The 20,732-nt window shown below is 71.5% G+C and carries 15 protein-coding genes and 2 rRNA genes; 15 read left to right on the top strand and 2 right to left on the bottom strand.

What is annotated here, in order from left to right; genetic code table 11:
- Positions 1–146 precede the first annotated feature (146 nt).
- A 23S ribosomal RNA gene (locus O3597_RS14420) occupies positions 147–3,255 on the top strand.
- 100 nt (positions 3,256–3,355) lie between these two features.
- Positions 3,356–3,472 (top strand): 5S ribosomal RNA (gene rrf, locus O3597_RS14415).
- Positions 3,473–3,566: 94 nt separating this feature from the next.
- Here rrf and O3597_RS14410 read toward each other — a convergent pair.
- Positions 3,567–5,168 carry a hypothetical protein gene (locus O3597_RS14410; RefSeq protein ID WP_281604663.1) on the bottom strand — a complete coding sequence of 534 codons (1,602 nt, stop codon included), beginning with the start codon at positions 5,166–5,168 and terminating at the stop codon, positions 3,567–3,569.
- Between O3597_RS14410 and O3597_RS14405 the strand changes: the two genes are divergently transcribed.
- Together O3597_RS14405 and O3597_RS14400 are read left to right on the top strand one after the other, a co-directional pair.
- Complete coding sequence (locus O3597_RS14405; protein WP_281604540.1) at positions 5,079–5,972, top strand: Replicase polyprotein 1ab; 894 nt, start codon at positions 5,079–5,081, stop codon at positions 5,970–5,972. The genes O3597_RS14410 and O3597_RS14405 overlap by 90 nt on opposite strands.
- A complete protein-coding gene (locus O3597_RS14400; RefSeq protein ID WP_281601461.1) occupies positions 5,969–6,982 on the top strand; it encodes an HAD-IIA family hydrolase in 1,014 nt (337 codons plus the stop codon). Before O3597_RS14405 ends, O3597_RS14400 begins: the two co-directional genes overlap by 4 nt.
- 5 nt (positions 6,983–6,987) lie before the next feature.
- Here the strand turns inward: O3597_RS14400 and O3597_RS14395 are convergent, their stop codons facing one another.
- Complete coding sequence (locus O3597_RS14395) at positions 6,988–7,326, bottom strand: SCP2 sterol-binding domain-containing protein (RefSeq protein ID WP_164450069.1); 339 nt, start codon at positions 7,324–7,326, stop codon at positions 6,988–6,990.
- 111 nt (positions 7,327–7,437) lie between these two features.
- Between O3597_RS14395 and O3597_RS14390 the strand changes: the two genes are divergently transcribed.
- The 11 genes from O3597_RS14390 (at position 7,438) to O3597_RS14340 (ending at position 20,635) form a co-directional block, all read left to right on the top strand.
- Entirely contained in the window at positions 7,438–8,064 is a 627-nt protein-coding gene (locus O3597_RS14390; RefSeq protein WP_281601460.1) for a hypothetical protein, read from the top strand.
- A 67-nt stretch (positions 8,065–8,131) separates the two neighbouring features.
- Positions 8,132–8,350, top strand: a complete 219-nt coding sequence (locus O3597_RS14385) for a hypothetical protein (RefSeq protein WP_164450070.1) — start codon at positions 8,132–8,134, stop codon at positions 8,348–8,350.
- A 16-nt stretch (positions 8,351–8,366) separates the two neighbouring features.
- Entirely contained in the window at positions 8,367–9,227 is an 861-nt protein-coding gene (locus tag O3597_RS14380; protein WP_164450071.1) for a TlyA family RNA methyltransferase, read from the top strand.
- Positions 9,228–9,430: 203 nt separating this feature from the next.
- Positions 9,431–10,315, top strand: coding sequence for an NAD kinase (locus O3597_RS14375; RefSeq protein ID WP_164450072.1), 885 nt, complete (start codon positions 9,431–9,433; stop codon positions 10,313–10,315).
- Positions 10,316–10,372: 57 nt separating this feature from the next.
- The gene (recN, locus tag O3597_RS14370) at positions 10,373–12,130 is read left to right on the top strand and encodes a DNA repair protein RecN (protein WP_281601459.1); all 1,758 of its coding nucleotides are present in this window, start codon (positions 10,373–10,375) and stop codon (positions 12,128–12,130) included.
- Between the two features lie 118 nt (positions 12,131–12,248).
- On the top strand, positions 12,249–13,427 hold the full coding sequence (steA, locus tag O3597_RS14365) for a putative cytokinetic ring protein SteA (RefSeq protein WP_164450074.1): 1,179 nt from the start codon (positions 12,249–12,251) through the stop codon (positions 13,425–13,427).
- Between the two features lie 27 nt (positions 13,428–13,454).
- On the top strand, positions 13,455–14,396 hold the full coding sequence (locus O3597_RS14360) for a copper transporter (RefSeq protein ID WP_164450075.1): 942 nt from the start codon (positions 13,455–13,457) through the stop codon (positions 14,394–14,396).
- A 173-nt stretch (positions 14,397–14,569) separates the two neighbouring features.
- Positions 14,570–15,436 (top strand): hypothetical protein, encoded by an 867-nt coding sequence (locus O3597_RS14355; RefSeq protein ID WP_281604539.1) that lies wholly within the window; start codon positions 14,570–14,572, stop codon positions 15,434–15,436.
- Position 15,437: 1 nt separating this feature from the next.
- Positions 15,438–17,072 carry a lipid II flippase MurJ gene (locus O3597_RS14350; RefSeq protein WP_281601458.1) on the top strand — a complete coding sequence of 545 codons (1,635 nt, stop codon included), beginning with the start codon at positions 15,438–15,440 and terminating at the stop codon, positions 17,070–17,072.
- A gap of 162 nt (positions 17,073–17,234) precedes the next feature.
- Positions 17,235–18,410: a glycosyltransferase family 4 protein gene (locus O3597_RS14345; protein ID WP_281601457.1), complete on the top strand. Its 1,176-nt coding sequence runs from the start codon at positions 17,235–17,237 to the stop codon at positions 18,408–18,410.
- A complete protein-coding gene (locus O3597_RS14340; RefSeq protein ID WP_348650285.1) occupies positions 18,410–20,635 on the top strand; it encodes a hypothetical protein in 2,226 nt (741 codons plus the stop codon). Before O3597_RS14345 ends, O3597_RS14340 begins: the two co-directional genes overlap by 1 nt.
- Positions 20,636–20,732 lie beyond the last annotated feature (97 nt).

Genomic DNA, 20,732 nt, shown 5'->3' with positions numbered 1-20,732 from the left:
GGAGCCTTGTGGCGAGCGGGAGCTTGTCGAGGCGCCAGGCATGGCCTGGTTTCTCATACCGCCGGCGGTGGCCGGGCTGGTGGGAGACGGTGGGTTGTGGGTTGGTTGTTTGTTGAGAATTGCACAGTGGACGCGAGCATCTTTGTGGTCAAGTTGTCAAGGGCGAACGGTGGATGCCTTGGCACCAGGAGCCGATGAAGGACGTGGGAGGCCGCGATAGGCCTGGGGGAGCTGTCAACCGAGCTGTGATCCCAGGGTGTCCGAATGGGGTAACCCGGCATCAGTCATGTGATGTCACCTGCACCTGAACTCATAGGGTGTGTGGAGGGAACGCGGGGAAGTGAAACATCTCAGTACCCGTAGGAAGAGAAAACAATAGTGATTCCGTGAGTAGTGGCGAGCGAAAGCGGATTGAGGCTAAACCGGTTGCGTGTGATACCTGTCAGGGGTTGCGTGGTCGGGGTTGTGGGACCTCATGTGGTGGGCTGACAACCACCAAAGGAGTTATAAAGCCAGTTGTTAGCTGAATGGTCTGGAAAGGCTGACCGTAGACGGTGATAGTCCGGTAGGTTAAAGCAGCTGGTCTTCTGTGGGTGTTCCCGAGTAGCGGCGGACTCCTGAAATCTGCCGTGAATCTGCCAGGACCACCTGGTAAGCCTAAATACTTCCTGGTGACCGATAGCGGACGAGTACCGTGAGGGAATGGTGAAAAGTACCCCGGGAGGGGAGTGAAATAGTACCTGAAACCGTTCGCCTACAATCCGTCGGAGCCTTGCGGGGTGACGGCGTGCCTTTTGAAGAATGAGCCTGCGAGTTAGTGGCATGTGGCGAGGTTAACCCGTGTGGGGGAGCCGTAGCGAAAGCGAGTCTGAAGAGGGCGTTTGAGTCGCATGTTCTAGACCCGAAGCGGAGTGATCTAGCCATGGGCAGGCTGAAGCGCGGGTAAGACCGTGTGGAGGGCCGAACCCACCAACGTTGAAAAGTTGGGGGATGACCTGTGGTTAGGGGTGAAAGGCCAATCAAACTCCGTGATAGCTGGTTCTCCCCGAAATGCATTTAGGTGCAGCGTCGTGTGTTTCTTGCCGGAGGTAGAGCACTGGATGGTCTAGGGGGCCTACAAGCTTACCGAAATCAGCCAAACTCCGAATGCCGGTAAGTGAGAGCGCGGCAGTGAGACTGCGGGGGATAAGCTTCGTAGTCGAGAGGGAAACAGCCCAGATCACCAGCTAAGGCCCCTAAGCGTGTGCTAAGTGGAAAAGGATGTGGGGTCGCATAGACAACCAGGAGGTTGGCTTAGAAGCAGCCACCCTTTAAAGAGTGCGTAATAGCTCACTGGTCAAGTGGTTCCGCGCCGACAATGTAGCGGGGCTCAAGCACACCGCCGAAGCTGTGGCACTCACACTATGACTTCGCATCACTCTTCGGGGTGGTGTGCAGGTGTGTGGGTGGGTAGGGGAGCGTCGTGCCGGGGGTGAAGCAGCAGGGTGACCTAGTTGTGGACGCGGCACGAGTGAGAATGCAGGCATGAGTAGCGAAAGAAGGGTGAGAAACCCTTCCGCCGGATGACCAAGGGTTCCAGGGCCAGGTTAATCCGCCCTGGGTGAGTCGGGACCTAAGGCGAGGCCGAGAGGCGTAGTCGATGGACAACGGGTTGATATTCCCGTACCCGCGAAGGAGCGTCCCTGACGAACCTCGTTGTGCTAACCACCCAAACCATCCAAGACCTTCGGGTTGAGGGTGGGGAGCGTGGGAACCTGGCGGGTAGTAGTCAAGCGATGGGGTGACGCAGGAAGGTAGCTGAGCCCGGCCGGTGGTTGTGCCGGGGTAAGCGTGTAGGCCGACGTGTAGGCAAATCCGCACGTCATGAGGCTGAGACGTGATGCCGAGCCGATTCAGGTGAAGTCAGTGATCCTATGCTGCCGAGAAAAGCCTCTAGCGAGTTTCGAGCGGCCCGTACCCCAAACCGACACAGGTGGTCAGGTAGAGAATACCGAGGCGATCGGGCGAACTGTGGTTAAGGAACTCGGCAAATTGCCCCCGTAACTTAGGGAGAAGGGGGGCCGGAGACGTGAAGCCCCGCGCGGGTGGAGCGTTGTATGGCCGCAGAGAGCAGGGGGAAGCGACTGTTTACTAAAAACACAGGTCCATGCGAAGAAGTAATTCGATGTATATGGACTGACGCCTGCCCGGTGCTGGAACGTTAAGGGGACCTGTTAGCTCTTCGGGGCGAAGCGGAGAACTTAAGCGCCAGTAAACGGCGGTGGTAACTATAACCATCCTAAGGTAGCGAAATTCCTTGTCGGGTAAGTTCCGACCTGCACGAATGGCGTAACGACTTCCCCACTGTCTCAACCACAGGCCCGGCGAAATTGCAGTACGAGTAAAGATGCTCGTTACGCGCGGCAGGACGGAAAGACCCCGGGACCTTTACTATAGCTTGACATTGGTATTTGAGTCGGCTTGTGTAGGATAGGTGGGAGCCGGTGAAGCTCATACGCCAGTATGGGTGGAGGCAATCTTGAAATACCACTCTGGTTGATTCGGGTATCTAACTTCGGACCGTTATCCGGTTCAGGGACAGTGTCTGGTGGGTAGTTTAACTGGGGCGGTTGCCTCCTAAAGGGTAACGGAGGCGCCCAAAGGTTCCCTCAGCCTGGTTGGCAATCAGGTGTTGAGTGCAAGTGCACAAGGGAGCTTGACTGTGAGACTGACGGGTCGAGCAGGGACGAAAGTCGGGACTAGTGATCCGGCACTTGCGTGTGGAAGCGGTGTCGCTCAACGGATAAAAGGTACCCCGGGGATAACAGGCTGATCTTCCCCAAGAGTCCATATCGACGGGATGGTTTGGCACCTCGATGTCGGCTCGTCGCATCCTGGGGCTGTAGCAGGTCCCAAGGGTTGGGCTGTTCGCCCATTAAAGCGGTACGCGAGCTGGGTTTAGAACGTCGTGAGACAGTTCGGTCCCTATCCGCCGTGCGCGTAGGATACTTGAGAAGGGCTGTCCCTAGTACGAGAGGACCGGGACGGACGAACCTCTGGTGTGCCAGTTGTCCCGCCAGGGGCACGGCTGGTTAGCTACGTTCGGAAGGGATAACCGCTGAAAGCATCTAAGCGGGAAGCCTGCTTCAAGATGAGGTATCCCACCACCTTCGGGTGGGTAAGGCCCCCAGCTAGACGACTGGGTTGATAGGCCGGAAATGTAAGCCCGGTAACGGGTTCAGTTGACCGGTACTAATAGGCCGAGGACTTGACTACAACGATCGCTCGCGTCCACTGTGTAACTCACAACAAACAAACAACACACCCCTGACACGATGGTGTCGGCGAACGGTGTTGTTTGACATGTTGATAAGGTTACGGCGGTCATGGCGGAGGGGAAACGCCCGGTCTCATTCCGAACCCGGAAGCTAAGCCCTCCAGCGCCGATGGTACTGCACCCGGGAGGGTGTGGGAGAGTAGGACACCGCCGGACACACGTCACAGTCGAGGGCCACCCGGAATCGGGTCGGCCCTCGACTGCGTTGCGTCGTTGATACGGCGTACTCAGGAAGGATGTACCTGTGAGTTCAGCACCTCAGGGCGGGGACCGCCCCCGGGGTTACCAGGGTCGACCGGCGGATCGGGACGGCGGACCTCGCCGCGACGACCGCCCGTCGCGCCAGGACCGGGGAGAGGATCGAGGTTCTCGCGACGACCGCGGGTACGGCAGCGACCGCTCCCGGTCCGGCGGCTTCCGTCGAGACGGTGACCGCCGTGAGGGCGGCTCCCGGGACAGTGACCGCTCGGGCGGTGGGTACCGGGGCGACCGCAGTGACCGTGGCTTCCGCGGGCGCGACGGCTCCGGCGACCGGGACCGTGGCACCGGCGGCTTCCGAGCCGGAGAACGTCGCGACTCCGACCGCCGTGAGGGCGGGTTCCGCCGCGACGACGGCGAGCGCTCCGGCGGCTTCCGCAGCGGCGACCGCGCAACCGGCGGGTTCCGTAGCGAACGCCGTGACGGCGGCGGCTTCCGTCGAGACGGAGACCGCCGTGAGGGTGGCTTCCGGGGCAACGATCGCGGCGCGGACGGCGAGCGCCGCGACGGTGGTTTCCGTGGCGGTGACCGTCGTGAGGGCGGTTTCCGCGATGGTGAGCGTCGTGAGGGCGGTTTCCGTGGCGGTGAGCGTCGTGAGGGCGGTTTCCGTGGCGGTGAGCGTCGTGAGGGCGGTTTCCGTGGCGGTGAGCGTCGTGAGGGCGGTTTCCGCGATGGTGACCGGCGTGACGGTGGTTTCCGGGGCGGTGACCGGCGTGAGGGCGGGTTCCGTGGGGGCGACCGGCGTGAGGGCGGCTTCCGCGATGGTGACCGGCGTGACGGTGGCTTCCGTGGGGGCGACCGGCGTGAGGGCGGCTTCCGGGGCAGCGATCGTGCTAGCGGCGGCGAGCGTCCCGACGGTGGTTTCCGGGGCGGCGACCGTCGTGAGGGCGGCTTCCGTGGGGGCGACCGGCGTGAGGGCGGGTTCCGTGGGGGCGACCGGCGTGAGGGCGGGTTCCGTGGGGGCGACCGGCGTGAGGGCGGGTTCCGTGGGGGCGACCGGCGTGAGGGCGGCTTCCGGGGCAGCGATCGTGCTAGCGGCGGCGAGCGTCCCGACGGTGGTTTCCGGGGCGGCGACCGTCGTGAGGGCGGCTTCCGCGATGGTGACCGGCGTGAGGGCGGCTTCCGGGGCGGTGACCGCGACGACCGTCGTGAGGGTGGCTTCCGTAGCGGTGACCGGCGTGACGGTGGCTTCCGTGGGGGCGACCGGCGCGAGGGCGGGTTCCGGGGTGAGCGCCGTGAGGGTGGCTTCCAGGACCGGGAGAGTGCTCGCGGAGCGGGTGGCTTCGCCGAGCGCCGCGACGGTGGATTCCGTCGTGGCGCGGATGAGCGTGGCGGCGACCGCCGTGGCGGCGGATTCCGGGACGACCGGGACGGTGAGCGTCGCTTTGGACGGCGTGCGGACGGACCCGGCTCGGCCGAGGAGGGGCGTACGGAGGCGCCGGCGCTGCCTGATGAGATCGTCGCGACCGACCTGGACAAGGACGTCCGCGCCGAGCTGCTGTCGCTGGCGAAGCCGGTCGCGGAGACCGTTGCCCGGCACCTCGTGGCGACCGGGCAACTGATCGACGAGGACCCGGCCGAGGCGCTCGCCCACGCACTTGCCGCTCGACGGCTCGCATCACGGATCGCCGCGGTACGGGAGGCTGTCGGCTTGGCCGCCTACCACGCGGGGGAGTGGCAGTCGGCGATCGCCGAGCTGCGGACGTACCACCGGATGAGCGGTGCGCAGAGCCACCTTGCGGTGATCGCGGACAGCGAGCGGGCACTGGGCCGACCCGAGCGCGCCATCGACCTGTTCCGTGGTGCCGACCAGGAGAAGCTCGATCCGGCCGTCGCCATCGAACTGCTGATCGTCGCTGCCGGCGCCCGTGGCGATCTCGGCCAGCGGGACGCCGCCGTGGCGATGCTCCAGGTTCCCGAGCTGACCACCGACGCCGTGCAGCCGTGGACGGCACGACTGCGGTACGCGTACGCCGACGCTCTGCTGGCCGTGGGACGGCGGACCGAGGCGCGGGAGTGGTTCTCCCGTGCGGCGGAGGTGGACGCCGAGGCGGAGACCGACGCCGCCGAGCGGCTGCTCGAACTCGACGGTGTGGTCATCGAGGGCGACGACGAGGACGAGGTGGCCGAGGAACTGGCTGCTGGTCCGGGTGCCCCTGGCGCGGTGCCGGCCCGTCCGGACGCCGACGCGTCGAGCATGACCGCAGACGGCGACCAGGACGACCTCGGGTCCGACGAGCCGGTGGCCGAGGCGACGGGCGACGCGGACCCCACGGCCCAGAACCCGCCGGCCGACCCGCCGGGCACCGACGATGAGCGGAACGCGGACGCGGAGGCGGCACCCGGGACCTCCCGCGAGGCGGAGGGGACCGAGGAACCGGAGGCACGGCAGCGATGAGCGGGGACCGGCTGGTCGACGGTTACGCCCTGGTCGTCTTCGACCTGGACGGGGTGATCTACCTGATCGACCAGCCGATTCCCGGCGCGGTCGAGACGGTCGCGCGGCTGCACGGTGAGGGCCGCGCGGTCGCGTACGCGACGAACAACGCCTCGCGTCGCGCCGCCGACGTGGCCGACCTGCTCACCGGGATGGGCGTGCCGGCCCGACCGGAGGAGGTCCTCACCAGTGCCGCCGCGGCCGCCCAACTGCTGGGTGAGCGGCTGCCGGCCGGCGCGAAGGTGCTCGTGGTGGGGGCCGAGGCGCTGCGTGCCGAGATCAGCGAGGCCGGCCTCAAGCCGGTCGCCACCGCCGACGAGGCCCCGGTCGCGGTCATCCAGGGGTACGGCCCGCAGGTGGGCTGGGCCGATCTGGCCGAGGCGGCGGTGGCGGTACGGGCCGGCGCGACCTGGGTGGCCACGAACACCGACCGCACCCTGCCCAGCGGGCGTGGCCCGTTGCCCGGCAACGGCGCCCTGGTGGCCGCGCTGGCCACCGCGCTCGGCCGGGACCCGGACGAGATCGTCGGCAAGCCCGCACCCGAGCTGTTCGCCACCGCCGCTCGGCGGGCGGACGGTGGCCGGACGGTGGTCGTGGGTGACCGGCTGGACACCGACATCGAGGGCGCGAACCGGGCCGGCCTGGACAGCCTGCTGGTCCTCACCGGGGTCAGTGACGCCGCCGAGCTGCTCGCCGCGCCCGCCGAGCGACGGCCGACGTACGTCTCGTGGGACCTGACCGGGCTCTTCGACGCCGATGGTGTGGTGCGGGTGCCGGCACCGGACGCCGACCACGGCGGCTGGCAGGTGAGCACCGGAACCGACGAGTGGCGACTGTCCGGGTCGGGGCGTGCACTGGACGCGCTCGCCGCGCTCTGTGCGGCTGCCTGGCGCGGCCACCGGGCCGGCCCGGTCCGGCCGGCGTCGCCGGCGGCGGGGCAGGCGCTGGAGCGACTCGGCCTGGTCTCCTGACCGGCTCAGAGCAGCTTGCGCAGCTTCATCAGGTCGAACGGGTTGGCCTTGATCGACACGCGGCGGTTGGCGACCGCGCGGGTGACGTCGAGGTCACCGCGCACCAGGGCCACCAGATCGTCGCTGGTGGTGCTCATGGCGATCTTCGCCTTCGGGTCGTCGCCGTCGGCGAGCTCCACCAGCCGGCCGCCGGTGATCCGACCGTGGAAGGCGGTCTCGAGGTCGGTGATCCGGCAGGCCAGCGTGCGATCCAGGTCCACGCGATCACGGACGGTCTCCGCGTTGCGTTCGAGCCGGGCGGCCAGATCCTGCAACGCCTGCCGACACTCGTCCACCGTGGCCACCGATCGCCTCCTCGCCACACCACGTCGTCTCCCGGCACCGTACCCCACGGGACGGTTCCGACGGCCCGGTAGCGTGACACGTGCACAGCCGTCGGGCGAAAGGACTCAGGCATGCAGGACGCGTGGCGCGCCTACCTCGAACTGGCCATGGGCCTGACGGAGGCGCCCCGAAAGAAGGCACAGGACGCGGTACGCCGAGCGATGGGATCGACCGGTGCCACGGCCGCACAGCTGCAGACCCTGGCCGAGGAGCTGCGGTCGACCGGCGCGGCCAACCGCGAGGCCCTGACCAAGCTGGTGCGGTTCGAGGTCGAGCGGGCGCTCGGTGTGGTGGGCCTGGCCACCGCCGAGGAGGTCGCCGAGCTGGACCGCCGGGTGCGGGAGCTGGAACGCCAACTCCGGGTTACCGGCGGGGCCCCCGCCAGCGGCACCGCGCCCGGCCTCGCGACAACCGCAGGCTCCGCCGACAGCCCCTCCGTGGGCACCCCGCCGACCGCCGCCGCGGCCCCACCGACGAAGGCGGTCGCCAAGAAGGCGGTCGCCAAGAAGGCGGTCGCCAAGAAGGCGGTCGCCAAGAAGGCGGTGGCGAAGAAGGCGGTGGCGAAGAAGGCGGTGGCGAAGAAGACCGTGGGCACGAAGGGAGGCGGAACGGTCGTGCGTACCGCCGATGGTGAGCCGGCGCCGCGACCGGCCAAGGCCGCACCGCCGCGCCCGCCGCGCCCGGACGGTGTCGCGTGACCGGCCGCCCTGTCGGCGACACGGTCCCCGGCCACCGGGCTGGTCCGGCCCCGCGCACGGTGGCGGCATGACCGCGCCCCGACCGGGTCCGACCGGTCCACGCCCCGGCCCACCGCCGCAGCGCTGGACCGGTGAGAACGGGCAGGACGACGCTCATCCGGCCGTCGAGGCCGCCGTGCGGGCGATCGCCAACGCCGCGACGCTGGGCCCGGCCGACCAGATCGCCCAGTACGAGGCCGCGTACCAGACGCTGCGGGAGACGCTGGCCACCATCGACCAGGCCTGAGGAGGCGCGTCCGTCCATGGCACGGCGTAACCGGTTGGACGCCGAACTCGTCCGTCGCGGTCTGGCCCGCTCCCGCGAGCAGGCGGTCGCGCTGGTGGAGGCCGGCCGCGTGCAGCTGCGTGGGGTGCCGGCCCGCAAGGCCGCCGCCATGGTCGATCCGGCCGATCCGCTGCTGGTCAGCGGTGCCGACCCGACCTCGGAGTACGTTTCCCGGGGTGGGCACAAGCTGGCTGGCGCGCTCGCCGCCTTCGCCCCCGCCGGGCTGGTGGTGGCCGGTCGACGCTGCCTCGACGCCGGCGCGTCCACCGGCGGCTTCACCGATGTGCTGCTCCGCGCCGACGCCGCCGAGGTGGTCGCGGTCGACGTCGGTTACGGCCAGCTGGCCTGGTCGCTGCGGAACGACTCCCGGGTGCGGGTTCACGAACGCACGAACGTGCGGACGCTGACTCCCGAGTCGATCGGTGGCCCGGTCGACCTGACCGTCGCCGACCTGTCGTTCATCTCGTTGCGGCTGGTGCTGCCGGCCCTGGCGGCGTGCACCCGCGCCGACGGTGACCTGGCCCTGATGGTCAAACCGCAGTTCGAGGTGGGTCGGGAGCGGGTCGGCGCCGGTGGGGTGGTGCGCGATCCGGAGCTTCGGGCGCAGGCGGTGCTGGACGTCGCCACGGCGGCGGCGACGCTGCGGTTGGGGCTGGCGGACCTGGCGGCCAGCCCGCTGCCCGGGCCGAGCGGCAACGTCGAGTTCTTCGTATGGTTACGCCGGGATGCGCCACCGGCCGACCCGGACCGGGTACGGACCGTGGTGACGGCCGGGCCACGCGGCCCGGTGCCGTCCGGCGACGGGCCGGACGAGGCGACGGAGGAGGTGGCCACGTGAGCGAGCGAAGCGAGCGAACCGTTTGGCGCAGCAGCGTGGCGGCTCGCGTCGCCGGCGCGCGGAGCGGGGCGGCGGCGTGAGCGAGCGAACCGTCTGGCACAGCGGCGTGGCGGCTCGGGCCGCCGGTGCGCGGAGCGGGGCGGCCGCGTGAGCCGGTCCCGGCGAGCCGACCATCGGCGCGGTGTTCCCGGGCAGGGGCCACGGTGACCCGCACCGCCCTGCTGGTGACGCACACCGGCCGACGGCGCAGCACCGAGCATGCCCGTACGGTTGCCGCGGACCTGATCGCCGCCGGATTCGAGGTGCGGGTGGTGGCCGAGGAGGCCGAGGACCTCGACCTGCCGGGCACGGTACCGGTGACCGGGCCGGAGGCGGCCGAGGGAGCCGAGATCGTCTTCGCCCTCGGCGGGGACGGCACGTTCCTGCGCGCCGCGGAACTGGCCCGGCCGGCGAAGGTGCCGCTGCTCGGCATCAACCTCGGCAAGGTCGGGTTCCTCGCCGAGGCGGAGATCGACGATCTCGACGTGGCGGTCCGTGACGTGGTCAGCCGCAACTACAGCGTCGACGAACGACTCACCCTCGACGTGACCGCCGAATTCGACGGCGGGCCGACCATCGAGTCGTGGGCCCTCAACGAGATCAGCGTCGAGAAGGGCGAGCGGGCCCAGATGCTGGAACTGCTGGTGGACGTCGACGGGCGGCCGCTGTCCCGGTACGGCTGCGACGGCGTGGTCTGCGCCACGCCCACCGGTTCCACCGCGTACGCCTTCTCCGGCGGGGGGCCGGTGGTCTGGCCCGAGGTGGAGGCGCTGCTGCTGGTGCCGATCAGCGCGCACGCGTTGTTCAGCCGGCCGCTGGTGACGGCCCCCACCTCCACCATGACGATAACCGTCGACCCGTTCACCACGCTGGCTGTGCTCTGCTGCGACGGGCGGCGGGTCTACGACCTGCCTCCCGGCGCCCGGGTCACGGTGCGGCGGGGCGCCCTGCCGGTACGCGTCGTCCGGCTGCGGGACCGGTCGTTCACCGCGCGTCTGGTGGCCAAGTTCGACCTTCCGGTGCACGGCTGGCGGGGCAACCGTCGCTGACGTCGGCGGCCGCGCCGGCTGGTCAAGTGTCGGGCCACGCGTCTACTGTCGGTTGCTGTGCTGGAGGAGCTACGCATCACCGGACTGGGTGTCATCGAGGACACGACGTTGCCGCTGACCGGCGGCATGAACGTCATCACCGGCGAGACCGGTGCCGGCAAGACGATGGTGGTGACCGGGCTCGGCCTGCTCTTCGGTGGTCGGGCCGACGCCGGCCGGGTACGCGCCGAACCCGGCCGCGCCGTCGTCGAGGGCCGGCTGCGTCTGGGTGGCCGGGTGGCCGAGACGGTGCACGCCCGGATCACCGACGCCGGAGGCGAACCCGACGAGGACGGCTGTCTGCTGCTGAGCCGTACGGTCACGGTGGAGGGTCGGTCCCGGGCCCACCTGGGTGGTCGCGGGATGCCGGTGTCGATGCTCGGCGAGGTCGGTGAGCAGGCGGTCGCGGTCCACGGCCAGTCCGACCAGTTGCGGTTGCTGCGCCCGGCGGAGCAGCGGGCCGCGTTGGACCGGTTCGCCGGCCCCGAGCACGAGAAGCTGCTCGACGCGACGCGGGACGCGTTCACCCGGTGGCGTCGGGTGGTCGACGACCTGGCCGACCGGCGACGCAACGCGCGGGAACGCCACCAGGAGACCGACCTGCTGCGGCTGGGCCTCGACGAGATCACCCGGGTCGATCCGCAGCCGGGTGAGGACGACGAGCTGAAGGCGGAGGCGCAGCGACTGGAGCACGCCGAAGGTCTGCGTACCGCGGCTCAGCTGGCCCACCAGTGCGTGGCCGGGGGGTTGGAGGCCACCGACGACACGCCCGACGCCTCGACGCTGCTCGGCACCGCCCGGCGCACACTCGAGGCACAGTCCGGCACCGATCCGGCGCTCGGTGAACTGGCCGTGCGCCTGGAGGAGGCGGCCACGCTCGTCGCCGACGTGTCGGTGGAGCTGTCCACGTACCTCGCCGGCCTGGACGCCGACCCGGCCCGGCTGCAGGCCCTCTACGAGCGACGGGCCGCGTTGCGCGCGTTGACCCGCAAGTACGCCGACGACGTCGACGGTGTGATCGCCTGGGCGGAGCGGGCCCGGACCCGACTGTCCGAGCTGGACAACTCCGACGAGCTGCTCGACGAGCTGGATCGGGAGGCGTCCCGGCTGGCCGGTGAGGTGGCCGAGCTTGCCGGCCGGCTGTCGGTGTCCCGGCAGGAGGCGGCGGCGCGCTTCGCCGAGCAGGTCACCGTCGAGCTGGCCGGGTTGGCGATGCCGCACGCCCGGATCGAGGTGGCGGTGCTGCCCCGACCCGCCGGTCGGGCCGAACCCACGTTGCCGGTCAACGGGGTCGACGTCGGCGTCGGACCCGACGGCGGTGACGAGGTCGAGCTGCGGCTGCTGGCCCACCCCGGCGCGCCGTCCCTGCCCCTGCAACGGGGTGCCTCCGGCGGCGAGCTGTCCCGGGTGATGCTCGCCATCGAGGTGGTCTTCGCCGGATCCGGCGGCCCACCGACCCTGGTCTTCGACGAGGTCGACGCGGGCGTGGGTGGCCAGGCGGCGGTGGAGATCGGCCGCCGGCTGGCCCGGCTGGCCCGCAGCCACCAGGTCCTGGTGGTGACCCACCTGCCGCAGGTCGCCGCCTTCGCCGACCGGCACCTGGTGGTGGCCAAGGACACCGGCGGCGCCGTCACCACCAGCGGGGTCCGGGTGGTGGAGGACACCGAGCGGGCCCGGGAACTCGCCCGGATGCTCGCGGGTTTGCCGGATTCGGATCTGGGTATTGCCCACGCCGAGGAACTCCTGGCCGTGGCGGCCAGGGAACGGCGGTCCTGAGACCGCGATTGTGAGCGGAGGCACACCGGCCTTCGCCCATGTGTGCTTCCCTGGGTAGGCGGCCCTGCTCAGGCATGTCGCGACAGATTCCCCTGCCTCACATGCCAGGATGGTCACGATGCGTCTACCCACGTTGCGCCGGGCCCGGAATGCGGAACCGGGACAGATCCTCGGCACCGCGCGCCTGGACCGCCGCACGAAAAGGCTGGTCGGCCGGCTCCGCCCCGGCGACATCGCGGTCCTCGACCACGTCGACCTGGACCGGGTCGCCGCCGACTCGCTCGTCGCGGTCGGTGTCGGCGCGGTGCTGAACGCCAAGCCGTCGGTCTCCGGCCGTTACCCCAACCTCGGGCCGGAGGTGCTGATCTCGGCGGGCATCCCGCTGCTCGACGACCTCGGTGAGGGCGTCTTCGAGCGGATCCGTGAGGGTGACACGGTGCGCATCGAGGGCAACACCGTCTACCTGGACGACGATCCGGTGGCACACGGCAGCCTCCAGGACGCCGAGAGCGTGGCCAAGGCGATGACCGACGCCCGGGAGGGCCTGTCGGTGCAGTTGGAGGCGTTCGCCGCCAACACGATGGACTACCTCAAGCAGGAGCGCGACCTGCTGCTCGATGGTGTCGGCGTGCCCGAGATCGCCACCGAGGTGCAGGGCCGGCACTGTCTGATCGTGGTCCGGGGCTACGACTACAAGGCCGACCTGGACGTGCTGCGCCCGTACATCCGGGAGTTCAAGCCGGTGCTGATTGGCGTCGACGGGGGCGCCGACGCTCTGGTCGAGGCGGGCTACACGCCCGATATGATCATCGGCGACATGGATTCGGTCACCGACGACGTGCTGCGCTGCGGCGCCGAGGTGATCGTGCACGCGTACCCGGACGGGCGGGCGCCGGGACTGCCCCGCGTCAACGGCCTCGGCGTGCCGGCGGTGACCTTCCCCGCCGCCGCCACCAGCGAGGATCTCGCCATGCTGCTGGCCGACGAGAAGGGCGCCTCGTTGATCGTCGCGGTGGGTACCCACGCCACGCTCGTCGAGTTCCTCGACAAGGGGCGCGGCGGCATGGCGTCGACGTTCCTCACCCGGCTCAAGGTCGGTGGCAAGCTGGTCGACGCCAAGGGCGTCAGCCGGCTGTACCGGCAGAGCATCTCGGGGTCGTCCCTGCTGCTGCTGGTCCTGTCGGCGCTGGCCGCCATGGCGTCGGCGGTGGCCGTCTCCACCGTCGGCAAGGCGTACCTGGGCGTGGTCTCCGAGTGGTGGGACAATTTCGTGTTCCAGCTCGGCCAGCTCTTCTAGCTCCCGACCGATCAAGAGGCTTCAAGCGTGATCAACTTCCGGTACCACGTGGTGTCCCTGACCGCGGTCTTCCTCGCCCTGGCGATCGGCCTGGTGGTGGGCACCGCCGCGCTCAACGGTCCGGTCGCGGACTCGCTCCGGGAGACCGTCAACGAACTGCGCAAGGACAACCAGCAGATGCGCCAGGCGGTCCAGAACATGCAACGGGAACTGGAGCTGGAGGAGGAGTTCGCCGCCGAGATGGCCCAGGTGATGTTGCCGGGCACGCTCAGCGGCAAGCGGGTGCTGGTGCTCAGCCTGCCCACCGGTCGCGAGCACACCGAGGGGGTGCTCAACATGCTCCAGCTGGCCGGCGCCGACGTCACCGGGCGGGTCGACCTGCAGGACAAGTTCATCAACCCGGAGAACAACAACGACCTGCTCGAACTGGCGGTCACCGCGGCCCGGCCGACCGACGCGCCGACCGCGGGGCTACCCGGCAACGGCCACGGCGTCGAGACCTCCAGCGCCCTGCTGGCCACCGTGCTGCTGGACCAGCCGGCCGGCGCCGAGCCGGTCACCGAGGCCGACCGGCGGGCGGTGCTGGCCGCGTACGGCAACGCCAACTACCTGACCACCGGCGAGCGGATCACCGCACCGGCGGAGGCCGTCGTGGTGGTCAGCGGGCAGCCGTACGTGGACAAGGACTCCGCCAAGAAGGACGAGTCCGTGGTCAAGATCGCCGAGCAGTTCGACCGGACCGGGGCGATCGTGGTGGCCGGCAACGGTTCGGCCGGCGGGAACCTGGTGGCCTTCGTCCGGGGCGACGCGGTGCTCGCCCAGACCATCTCGACCATCGACAACGCCAACACCGTTCAGGGGCAGCTGGTCACCACCCTGGCGCTGGTGCAGCAGCTCGCCGACCGTAAGGCCGGTCACTTCGGCGTCGGTGACAGCGCTGCCTCGCTGGTGCCTAGACTGCCCCAGTGAACCCTTCTCGCCCTCCGCACGGGCCGACGTGTCGGGCGGGTCGCCGGCGGGCGCCTAGGCCGAGCGGGGCGGGCTGACGAGGGGTTCAGTGGTCTGACGGGGCACCAGGTGCCCGATCCGACGATCTCCGCCGGCCGGCGGGAGGGGATGGCGTGAGTGAGCGGGACGGTGACGTGACGGTCTTCGGTCGACTCCTGGTGGCCGGGGCCGGGGCGGTCGCCGCCCGGTACGCGCTCCGCGTCATCCGTACCGCACCGCCCGCGCCGGCCCTGGAACGGACCAACTTCCGGGGACGCACCGTGACCCTGGCCGGCGGACCGGCCCTCGCGCTGGGGGCCTCGGGCGCCGCGGCCTGCGGGGCGGCGAGTGTGCCGGCTGGGGCGGCCACCCTGGTCGCCGGGCTCGGCGCCGGTGCCGTGGGTCTCTACGACGACATCGTCGGTGCCCGCCCGGAGCAGAAGGCGGCCAAGGGTTTCGCCGGGCACCTGGCCGCGTTGCGGCAGGGCCGGGTCACCGCCGGCCTCGTCAAGATCGTCGGAGTGGGTGCGGCCGGTCTGGGGGCGGCGGTCCTGCTCGCCGCCGATCGCGACGTGGCGGGGCATCCCCGTCGGCGCCGACAGGGCGCGGTGGGGCGCAGCGTCGACGTGCTGCTCGGCGCCGGGGTGGTGGCCGGCACGGCGAACCTGGTCAACCTGCTCGACCTGCGCCCGGGACGGGCGCTGAAGTCGGGTCTGCTGCTCGGTGCCCCGCTGAGCGGCGGCCGCCACGGCGGGATCGCCTCGGGCGCGGCCGGTGCCGCCGCCGGGCTGCTCCCCGCCGACCTCGCCGAGGACGTGATGCTCGGCGACAGCGGTGCGAACGCCCTCGGCGCGGTGCTCGGGGTGGCGCTGGCCGCCCGTACCGGCCCGGTCGGCCGGGCCGGGCTGCTGGCCGTCCTCGCCGGGCTCACCGCCGCCAGCGAGAAGGTGAGCTTCACGAAGGTCATCGCGAGCACGCCGGGGCTGCGTGAACTCGACGCGCTGGGCCGACGCGCCGACTGACGTGACCAGACCGGCCCCCCTCGCCGGCGCCGGCCGGGTGGCCGGAGCGGCGGCCCTCATCGCCGCACTCACCGTGCTCAGCAGGCTGGCCGGGTTCGGGCGTACCGCCGTGTTCACCTGGGTGGTGCAGGACAGCGACCTGGGTGCGATGTACCTGCTCGCGAACACCATCCCGAACATCATCTTCGAGATCGTCGCGGGTGGGGCGTTGGCCAGCCTGGTCGTACCGCTGCTCGCCGGAGCGGTCGCGGCGGGGGACCGACGGACGGTCGCGGCCACCACCGGCGCGCTGCTCACCTGGACGGTGACGCTGCTCGTGCCGCTCGCGGCGCTGGTGGCCCTGGGCGCCGGCCCGATCATCGACGCGCTCGGCGACGGCCGGTCGCCGGAGGAGTTGGCGGCCGCCGCCCGGATGCTGCGGGTCTTCGCGCCGCAACTGCCGTTGTACGGCGTCGGCATCGTGCTCACCGGCGTGCTCCAGGCGCACCGCCGGTTCGCCTGGCCGGTGATCGCCCCACTGTTGTCCAGTCTCACGGTGGTCGTCGTCTACCTGGTCTTCGCCGAAGTCGCCGGTACCGGAGCCAGCGTGGCGCAGGCGGGCCGTGGCGGTGAGTTGGTCCTGTCGGTGGGCACCACCCTCGGCGTCGTGGTGCTGTCGCTGTCGCTGCTGGTCCCGCTGCGTCGGCTGCGACTGACGCTGCGCCCCGGGTACGCGTTGCCTCCCGACGCCCGGGCCCGGGTGCGCGGGCTGGCGGTGGCCGGTGTGGTGACGGTCACCGCCCAGCAGGTCGCGCTGGCGGTGATCCTCTATCGGCTCTCCAGCGGTCGGACCGAGGCGTTCCAGGTGTTCAACCTGGCGCAGACGTTCTACCTGCTGCCCTGGGCGGTGCTGGCGGTCCCGCTGGCCACCGCCGCGTACCCGGCCCTGGCCACGGCGGCGGGCGCGGACGAGCGGACCTACCGGGACGTGCTGTCGGCGACGCTGCGCGGGGTGCTGCTGTGCAGCTTCCTCGGTGCCGCGGCGCTGGTCGGTGCGGCCGGTCCGATCGGCCGGTTCTTCCCGCTCGACAGCGACGCGACCGCCGCCGCGATCGCCGGTTATGCGCCGGGGCTGCTCGGGTACGGGTTGTTCGCGGTGTTGTCGCGCGCGTTGTACGCCCGAGGTGCGACGCGGGCGGCGACCGTCACCATCACCGCCGGCTGGCTGGCGGTGCCGCTGGTGTTGCTTCCACTGTCGGCGCTGCTCCCGGTGGCCGATCGGGTGCTGGCGGTGGCGTTGGCCAACTCGGCGGGAATGCTGCTGCTCGGCGCGCTGCTGCTGGTCGCGGTCGCCCGGTCGGCGGGGCGGGAGGCGCTCGCCGGTGCCGGTCGGGCCGCCGGTGCCGGTCTGCTGGCCGGCGGTACGGCCGCCGTCGTGGCGGTGGCGACGCTGCGGCTGCTGAACGCCGGGGGCGACCCCCCGGCGCGGTGGACGGCACTGATGCAGGGCATGCTGTCCGGAGTCCTGGTCGCTGTCGTGTTCCTCGCCGTGGTGTGGCTGGTCGACCGGCAGGACCTGCGGCCACTGCTGACCGGCCTGGGTCGACGCCTACGCCGGGCCCGGCCAGCCGACCGGAAGGAGGAGGCGTCCCGGTGAGCGCGAGGAGTGAGCTTGCGAGCCCCGCAGTCGCGAACGGAGTCGGTCCGGTGAGCGCGAGGAGTGAGCTTGCGAGCCCCGCAGTCGCGAACGGAAGGCTGGTTCGGTGAGCGCGAGGAGTGAGCTTGCGAGCCCCGCAGTCGCGAACGAAGGGTCGGTCCGGTGAGTGCGTCGAACGGGTCGGCGGCCGTCGCGGGTGGGCCGGGGACGGTGGTGCTGCTGTTGGCGTCCAGCACCGGCGGGGTCGGCCAGCATGTCCGGTCGGTGGCACGGGGGTTGGTCGCGGCCGGGCGGCCGGTGCTGGTCTGCGGGCCGGCGGCGACCCAGGACCAGTTCGACTTCGTGGCTGCCGGTGCCCGGTTTCGGCCGGTGGAGATCCCGGCGAGTCCCACGCCGGCTGACGGCCGGGCGGTCGGCACGCTGCGCCGGCTGCTCGCCGCCGAGCAGGCCGACGTGGTGCACGCGCACGGGCTGCGCGCCGGGCTGGTGGCGCTGTTGGCCCGGCCGGCTGCTCCGCTCGTGGTCACCTGGCACAACGCGGTGCTGGCCGGCGGGGTACGCGGTGTCGTGTCCCGGCTGGTGGAGCGGATCGTGGCGCGGGGTGCCCGGGTGACCCTCGGTGCCTCCGCCGACCTGGTGGCGCGGGCCGTCGCGTTGGGCGCCCGGGATGCCCGGCTCGCCCCGGTCGCCGCTCCGGAACTGCCCGCGCCGCGTCGTCGCCGGGCCGCCGTGCGGGCCGAGTTCGCCGTCGCCGCCGACCAGCCGTTGATCCTGTCGGTCGGCCGGCTGCATCCGCAGAAGCGGTACGACGTGCTGGTGGACGCCGCCGCCCGCTGGCGTGAGCGCACCCCGCCGCCGGTGGTCGTGATCGCCGGCAGCGGACCTGCCTACCTGCCGCTGGCCGCGCGGATCAGCGCTGCCCGGGCGCCGGTCACCCTGCTGGGGCACCGCACCGACGTGGCTGATCTGCTCGCCGGTGCCGACCTCGCGGTGGTCACCAGCGACTGGGAGGCCCGTCAACTGTTCGCGCAGGAGGCGTTGCGGGCCGGCGTACCGCTGGTCGCGACCGCGGTGGGTGGGCTGCCGGAACTGGTCGGCGACGCGGCGGTGCTGGTGTCCCCGGGCGATGTGGACGCGGTCGACGCGGCGGTGCGGGGCCTGCTTGACGACGAGACGGGCCGCGCCGAGCTGGCGCGGCGCGGCGCGGAGCGGGCGTCGACCTGGCCGACCGAGACGCAGACCCTCGCCCAGATGCTGGCGCTCTACGCCGAGCTGGTGCCCGGCCCGGCCGGGCCGGCGACGCCGGGCGCCGACACCCCGTCGACGGGACGCCGGTGATGCTGCGCCGTATCGCGCCGATCCTGCTCACCGTGCTGGTGGTGGCGCTCGGGGTCACCGCGCTGGCCGTCCGCCCGCAGACTCCACCGTCTCGACCGAGCGCCGACTACGTGGTCCTCGTCGGGGTGGCCGGGCTGCGCTGGGACGACGTGGACCCGGAGCGTACGCCGACGCTGTGGCGGCTGGCCCGGGAAGGCTCGATCGGGTCGCTGTCGGTGCGTTCGGCGCACCGCCCCACCTGTCCCGTGGACGGCTGGTTGACCCTCGGCGCGGGCAGCTTCGCCGCCTGGCCCGGCAACCGGGCCGGGGACGGGCAGTGTGCGCCCGTCGACGTGACGGTGGAGCAGCCGGACGGCATCGGTGCGAACCTGCCGGACCAGGAGAGCGTCGTCCTGCACAACCAGGAGCGGCTGCCGTGGGGCACGGTGCCCGGTGCGCTGTCGGAGTCGGTGCGGTGTTCGGTGGCGGTCGGACCGGGCGCGGCGGTGGCCGCCGCCCGCCCGTTCGGCCGGGTCGACCGGTACGCGCCGACGCTGCCCGAGGAACCGGCCGGACTGCTCGGTTCCTGTGTGCTCAGCATCGTCGACCTCGGCACGGTGGCGGGCGACGATCCGGCGGTGCGGGCGGCGGCGGCCCAGTCCGCCGACGCCGAACTGGCCCGGGTGCTGGCCGGTCGACCGCCACGTTCGCTGGTGATCGTCGCCGGGGTCTCCGACACCGAGCGGCCGTCCCGGCTGCACGTGGCGGTCGCCCACGGTCCCGGCTGGGAGGAGGGCTGGCTGACCTCGCCCAGCACGGACCGTCGGGGCTACCTGCAACTGATCGACCTGGCCCCGACCGCGCTGGCCGCCCTGGGCCGCCCGATGCCGGACCGGCCCTTCCTCGGCCGGCCCGCCGAGTCGGTCGGTGACCGGCCCGCCGACCTGTCCGCCGCGATCGCCGAGCCGGCCGACGCGGACCGGGAGGCCGCCGCCCAGCGGGAGGTGGCCGGCGGGTTCTTCGTCCTGCTGGCCGTCGTTCAGGTGGCGCTCGCGGTGGCGGTGCTGCCGCTGCTGCGGCGGGCCCGCCGGCACGCCGGACCGTACGGACCGAAACCGGTGCCGCGTGCGGTGGTGGCGACGGTGGAGGTGCTGCTGGTCGCCGCCGCACTCGCGATACCGGCGGCGCTGGTCGCCGAGGCCGCTCCGTGGTGGCGGTTCGCCCATCCGGCTGCCTCGTTCGCCGGGCTGACCGCCGTGCTGCTGGCGGCCACGACGCTGCTGGTGCGGCTCGCCCCCGGCTACCGCAGCACGCTGGGCCCGCTCGGCGCGGTGGCCGGGTTGACCACGTTGGCCGTCGGCCTGGACGTCGTCACCGGTGCCCGGTTGCAGCTCAACGGGGTGGTGGGCTACTCCGCGTTGGAGGGTGGCCGCTACGCCGGCCTGGGCACCGTCGGGCTCGGCGTGTTCGTCGCCGCTGCCCTGCTCAGCGCCGGCTGGCTCGCCCAGCGGGTACGCCGTGGCTGGCGACCGACCGTCATGGTGATCGTGGGCGGGGCCGCCGTGGTGGTCGTCGGCAGCCCGTACCTGGGCGCCGACTCGATCGGCGCGATCGCCCTGACCGCCGGAGTGGGCGTGGCGGCGGCGGTCAGCGCGGGTGGCTGGCTGACGCTGACCCGGCTCGCCTGGGCGACCATGGCCGGGCTGACCCTGACGGTCGGGTTCGCGGTGGTGGATCTGGGCCGGGCCCCGGCGGAGCGGGGCAGCCTCGGCCGGTTCCTGGCCGCGCTGGGCGACGGCACCGGCGGGTTGACCGTGCAACGGTCCAGCGCCGCCAGCTTCGAGACGCTCGTCAACAGCCCGCTGACGGTGCTGGCGCTGGCGGGGGCGCTGCTGGTCTGGTTCGCGCTGCTGCAACCCTGGGGCGGGCTCATGCGGCTGTTCGGCATCTACCCGGCGATCCGGGCGGCGATGGCGGGCACCGCGGTGGCGGCGGTGATCGGCGGTCTGCTGGGTGCCGCGGCGCTGGACGTGGCGGGGGCCGCGGCGGCCGTGGTGGTGCCGATGGCGGCACTGTCGGCGCTGCGGGTGCTCGACCACTCGGCGGACCGGACCAGGCCGGGGATGGACCGCCCGGCTGACGGCGGGCCGTCCGGTGGCGATCCGGACGGTGGCGTTACGGGCGGTGGCGATCCGGACGGTGGCGGTTCGGGCGGGCGGTCGTCGGCCGAGGTCGCGACCGGGTGACTCGGCGACGGTACCGGGTGCGCCACCGGAGGGCCGTTGGGGAGGTGTTACCGTGGAATCCCGTGGATCGCGTGATCACTTCGCTGATCGGCTCGGC

The organism is Verrucosispora sp. WMMA2044 (genome assembly GCF_027497155.1).
GTDB classification, from domain to species: domain Bacteria; phylum Actinomycetota; class Actinomycetes; order Mycobacteriales; family Micromonosporaceae; genus Micromonospora; species Micromonospora palythoicola.
Note: the sequence above shows the minus strand (reverse complement) of the source record. Positions and strands in the feature narration are given on the sequence as shown.

Coding starts and splice junctions, on each gene's coding strand:
- O3597_RS14400 (WP_281601461.1), top strand. CDS start 5,969: ATGAGCGGGGACCGGCTGGTCGACGGTTACGCCCTGGTCGTCTTCGAC.
- O3597_RS14390 (WP_281601460.1), top strand. CDS start 7,438: ATGCAGGACGCGTGGCGCGCCTACCTCGAACTGGCCATGGGCCTGACG.
- O3597_RS14385 (WP_164450070.1), top strand. CDS start 8,132: ATGACCGCGCCCCGACCGGGTCCGACCGGTCCACGCCCCGGCCCACCG.
- O3597_RS14380 (WP_164450071.1), top strand. CDS start 8,367: ATGGCACGGCGTAACCGGTTGGACGCCGAACTCGTCCGTCGCGGTCTG.
- steA (WP_164450074.1), top strand. CDS start 12,249: ATGCGTCTACCCACGTTGCGCCGGGCCCGGAATGCGGAACCGGGACAG.
- O3597_RS14340 (WP_348650285.1), top strand. CDS start 18,410: ATGCTGCGCCGTATCGCGCCGATCCTGCTCACCGTGCTGGTGGTGGCG.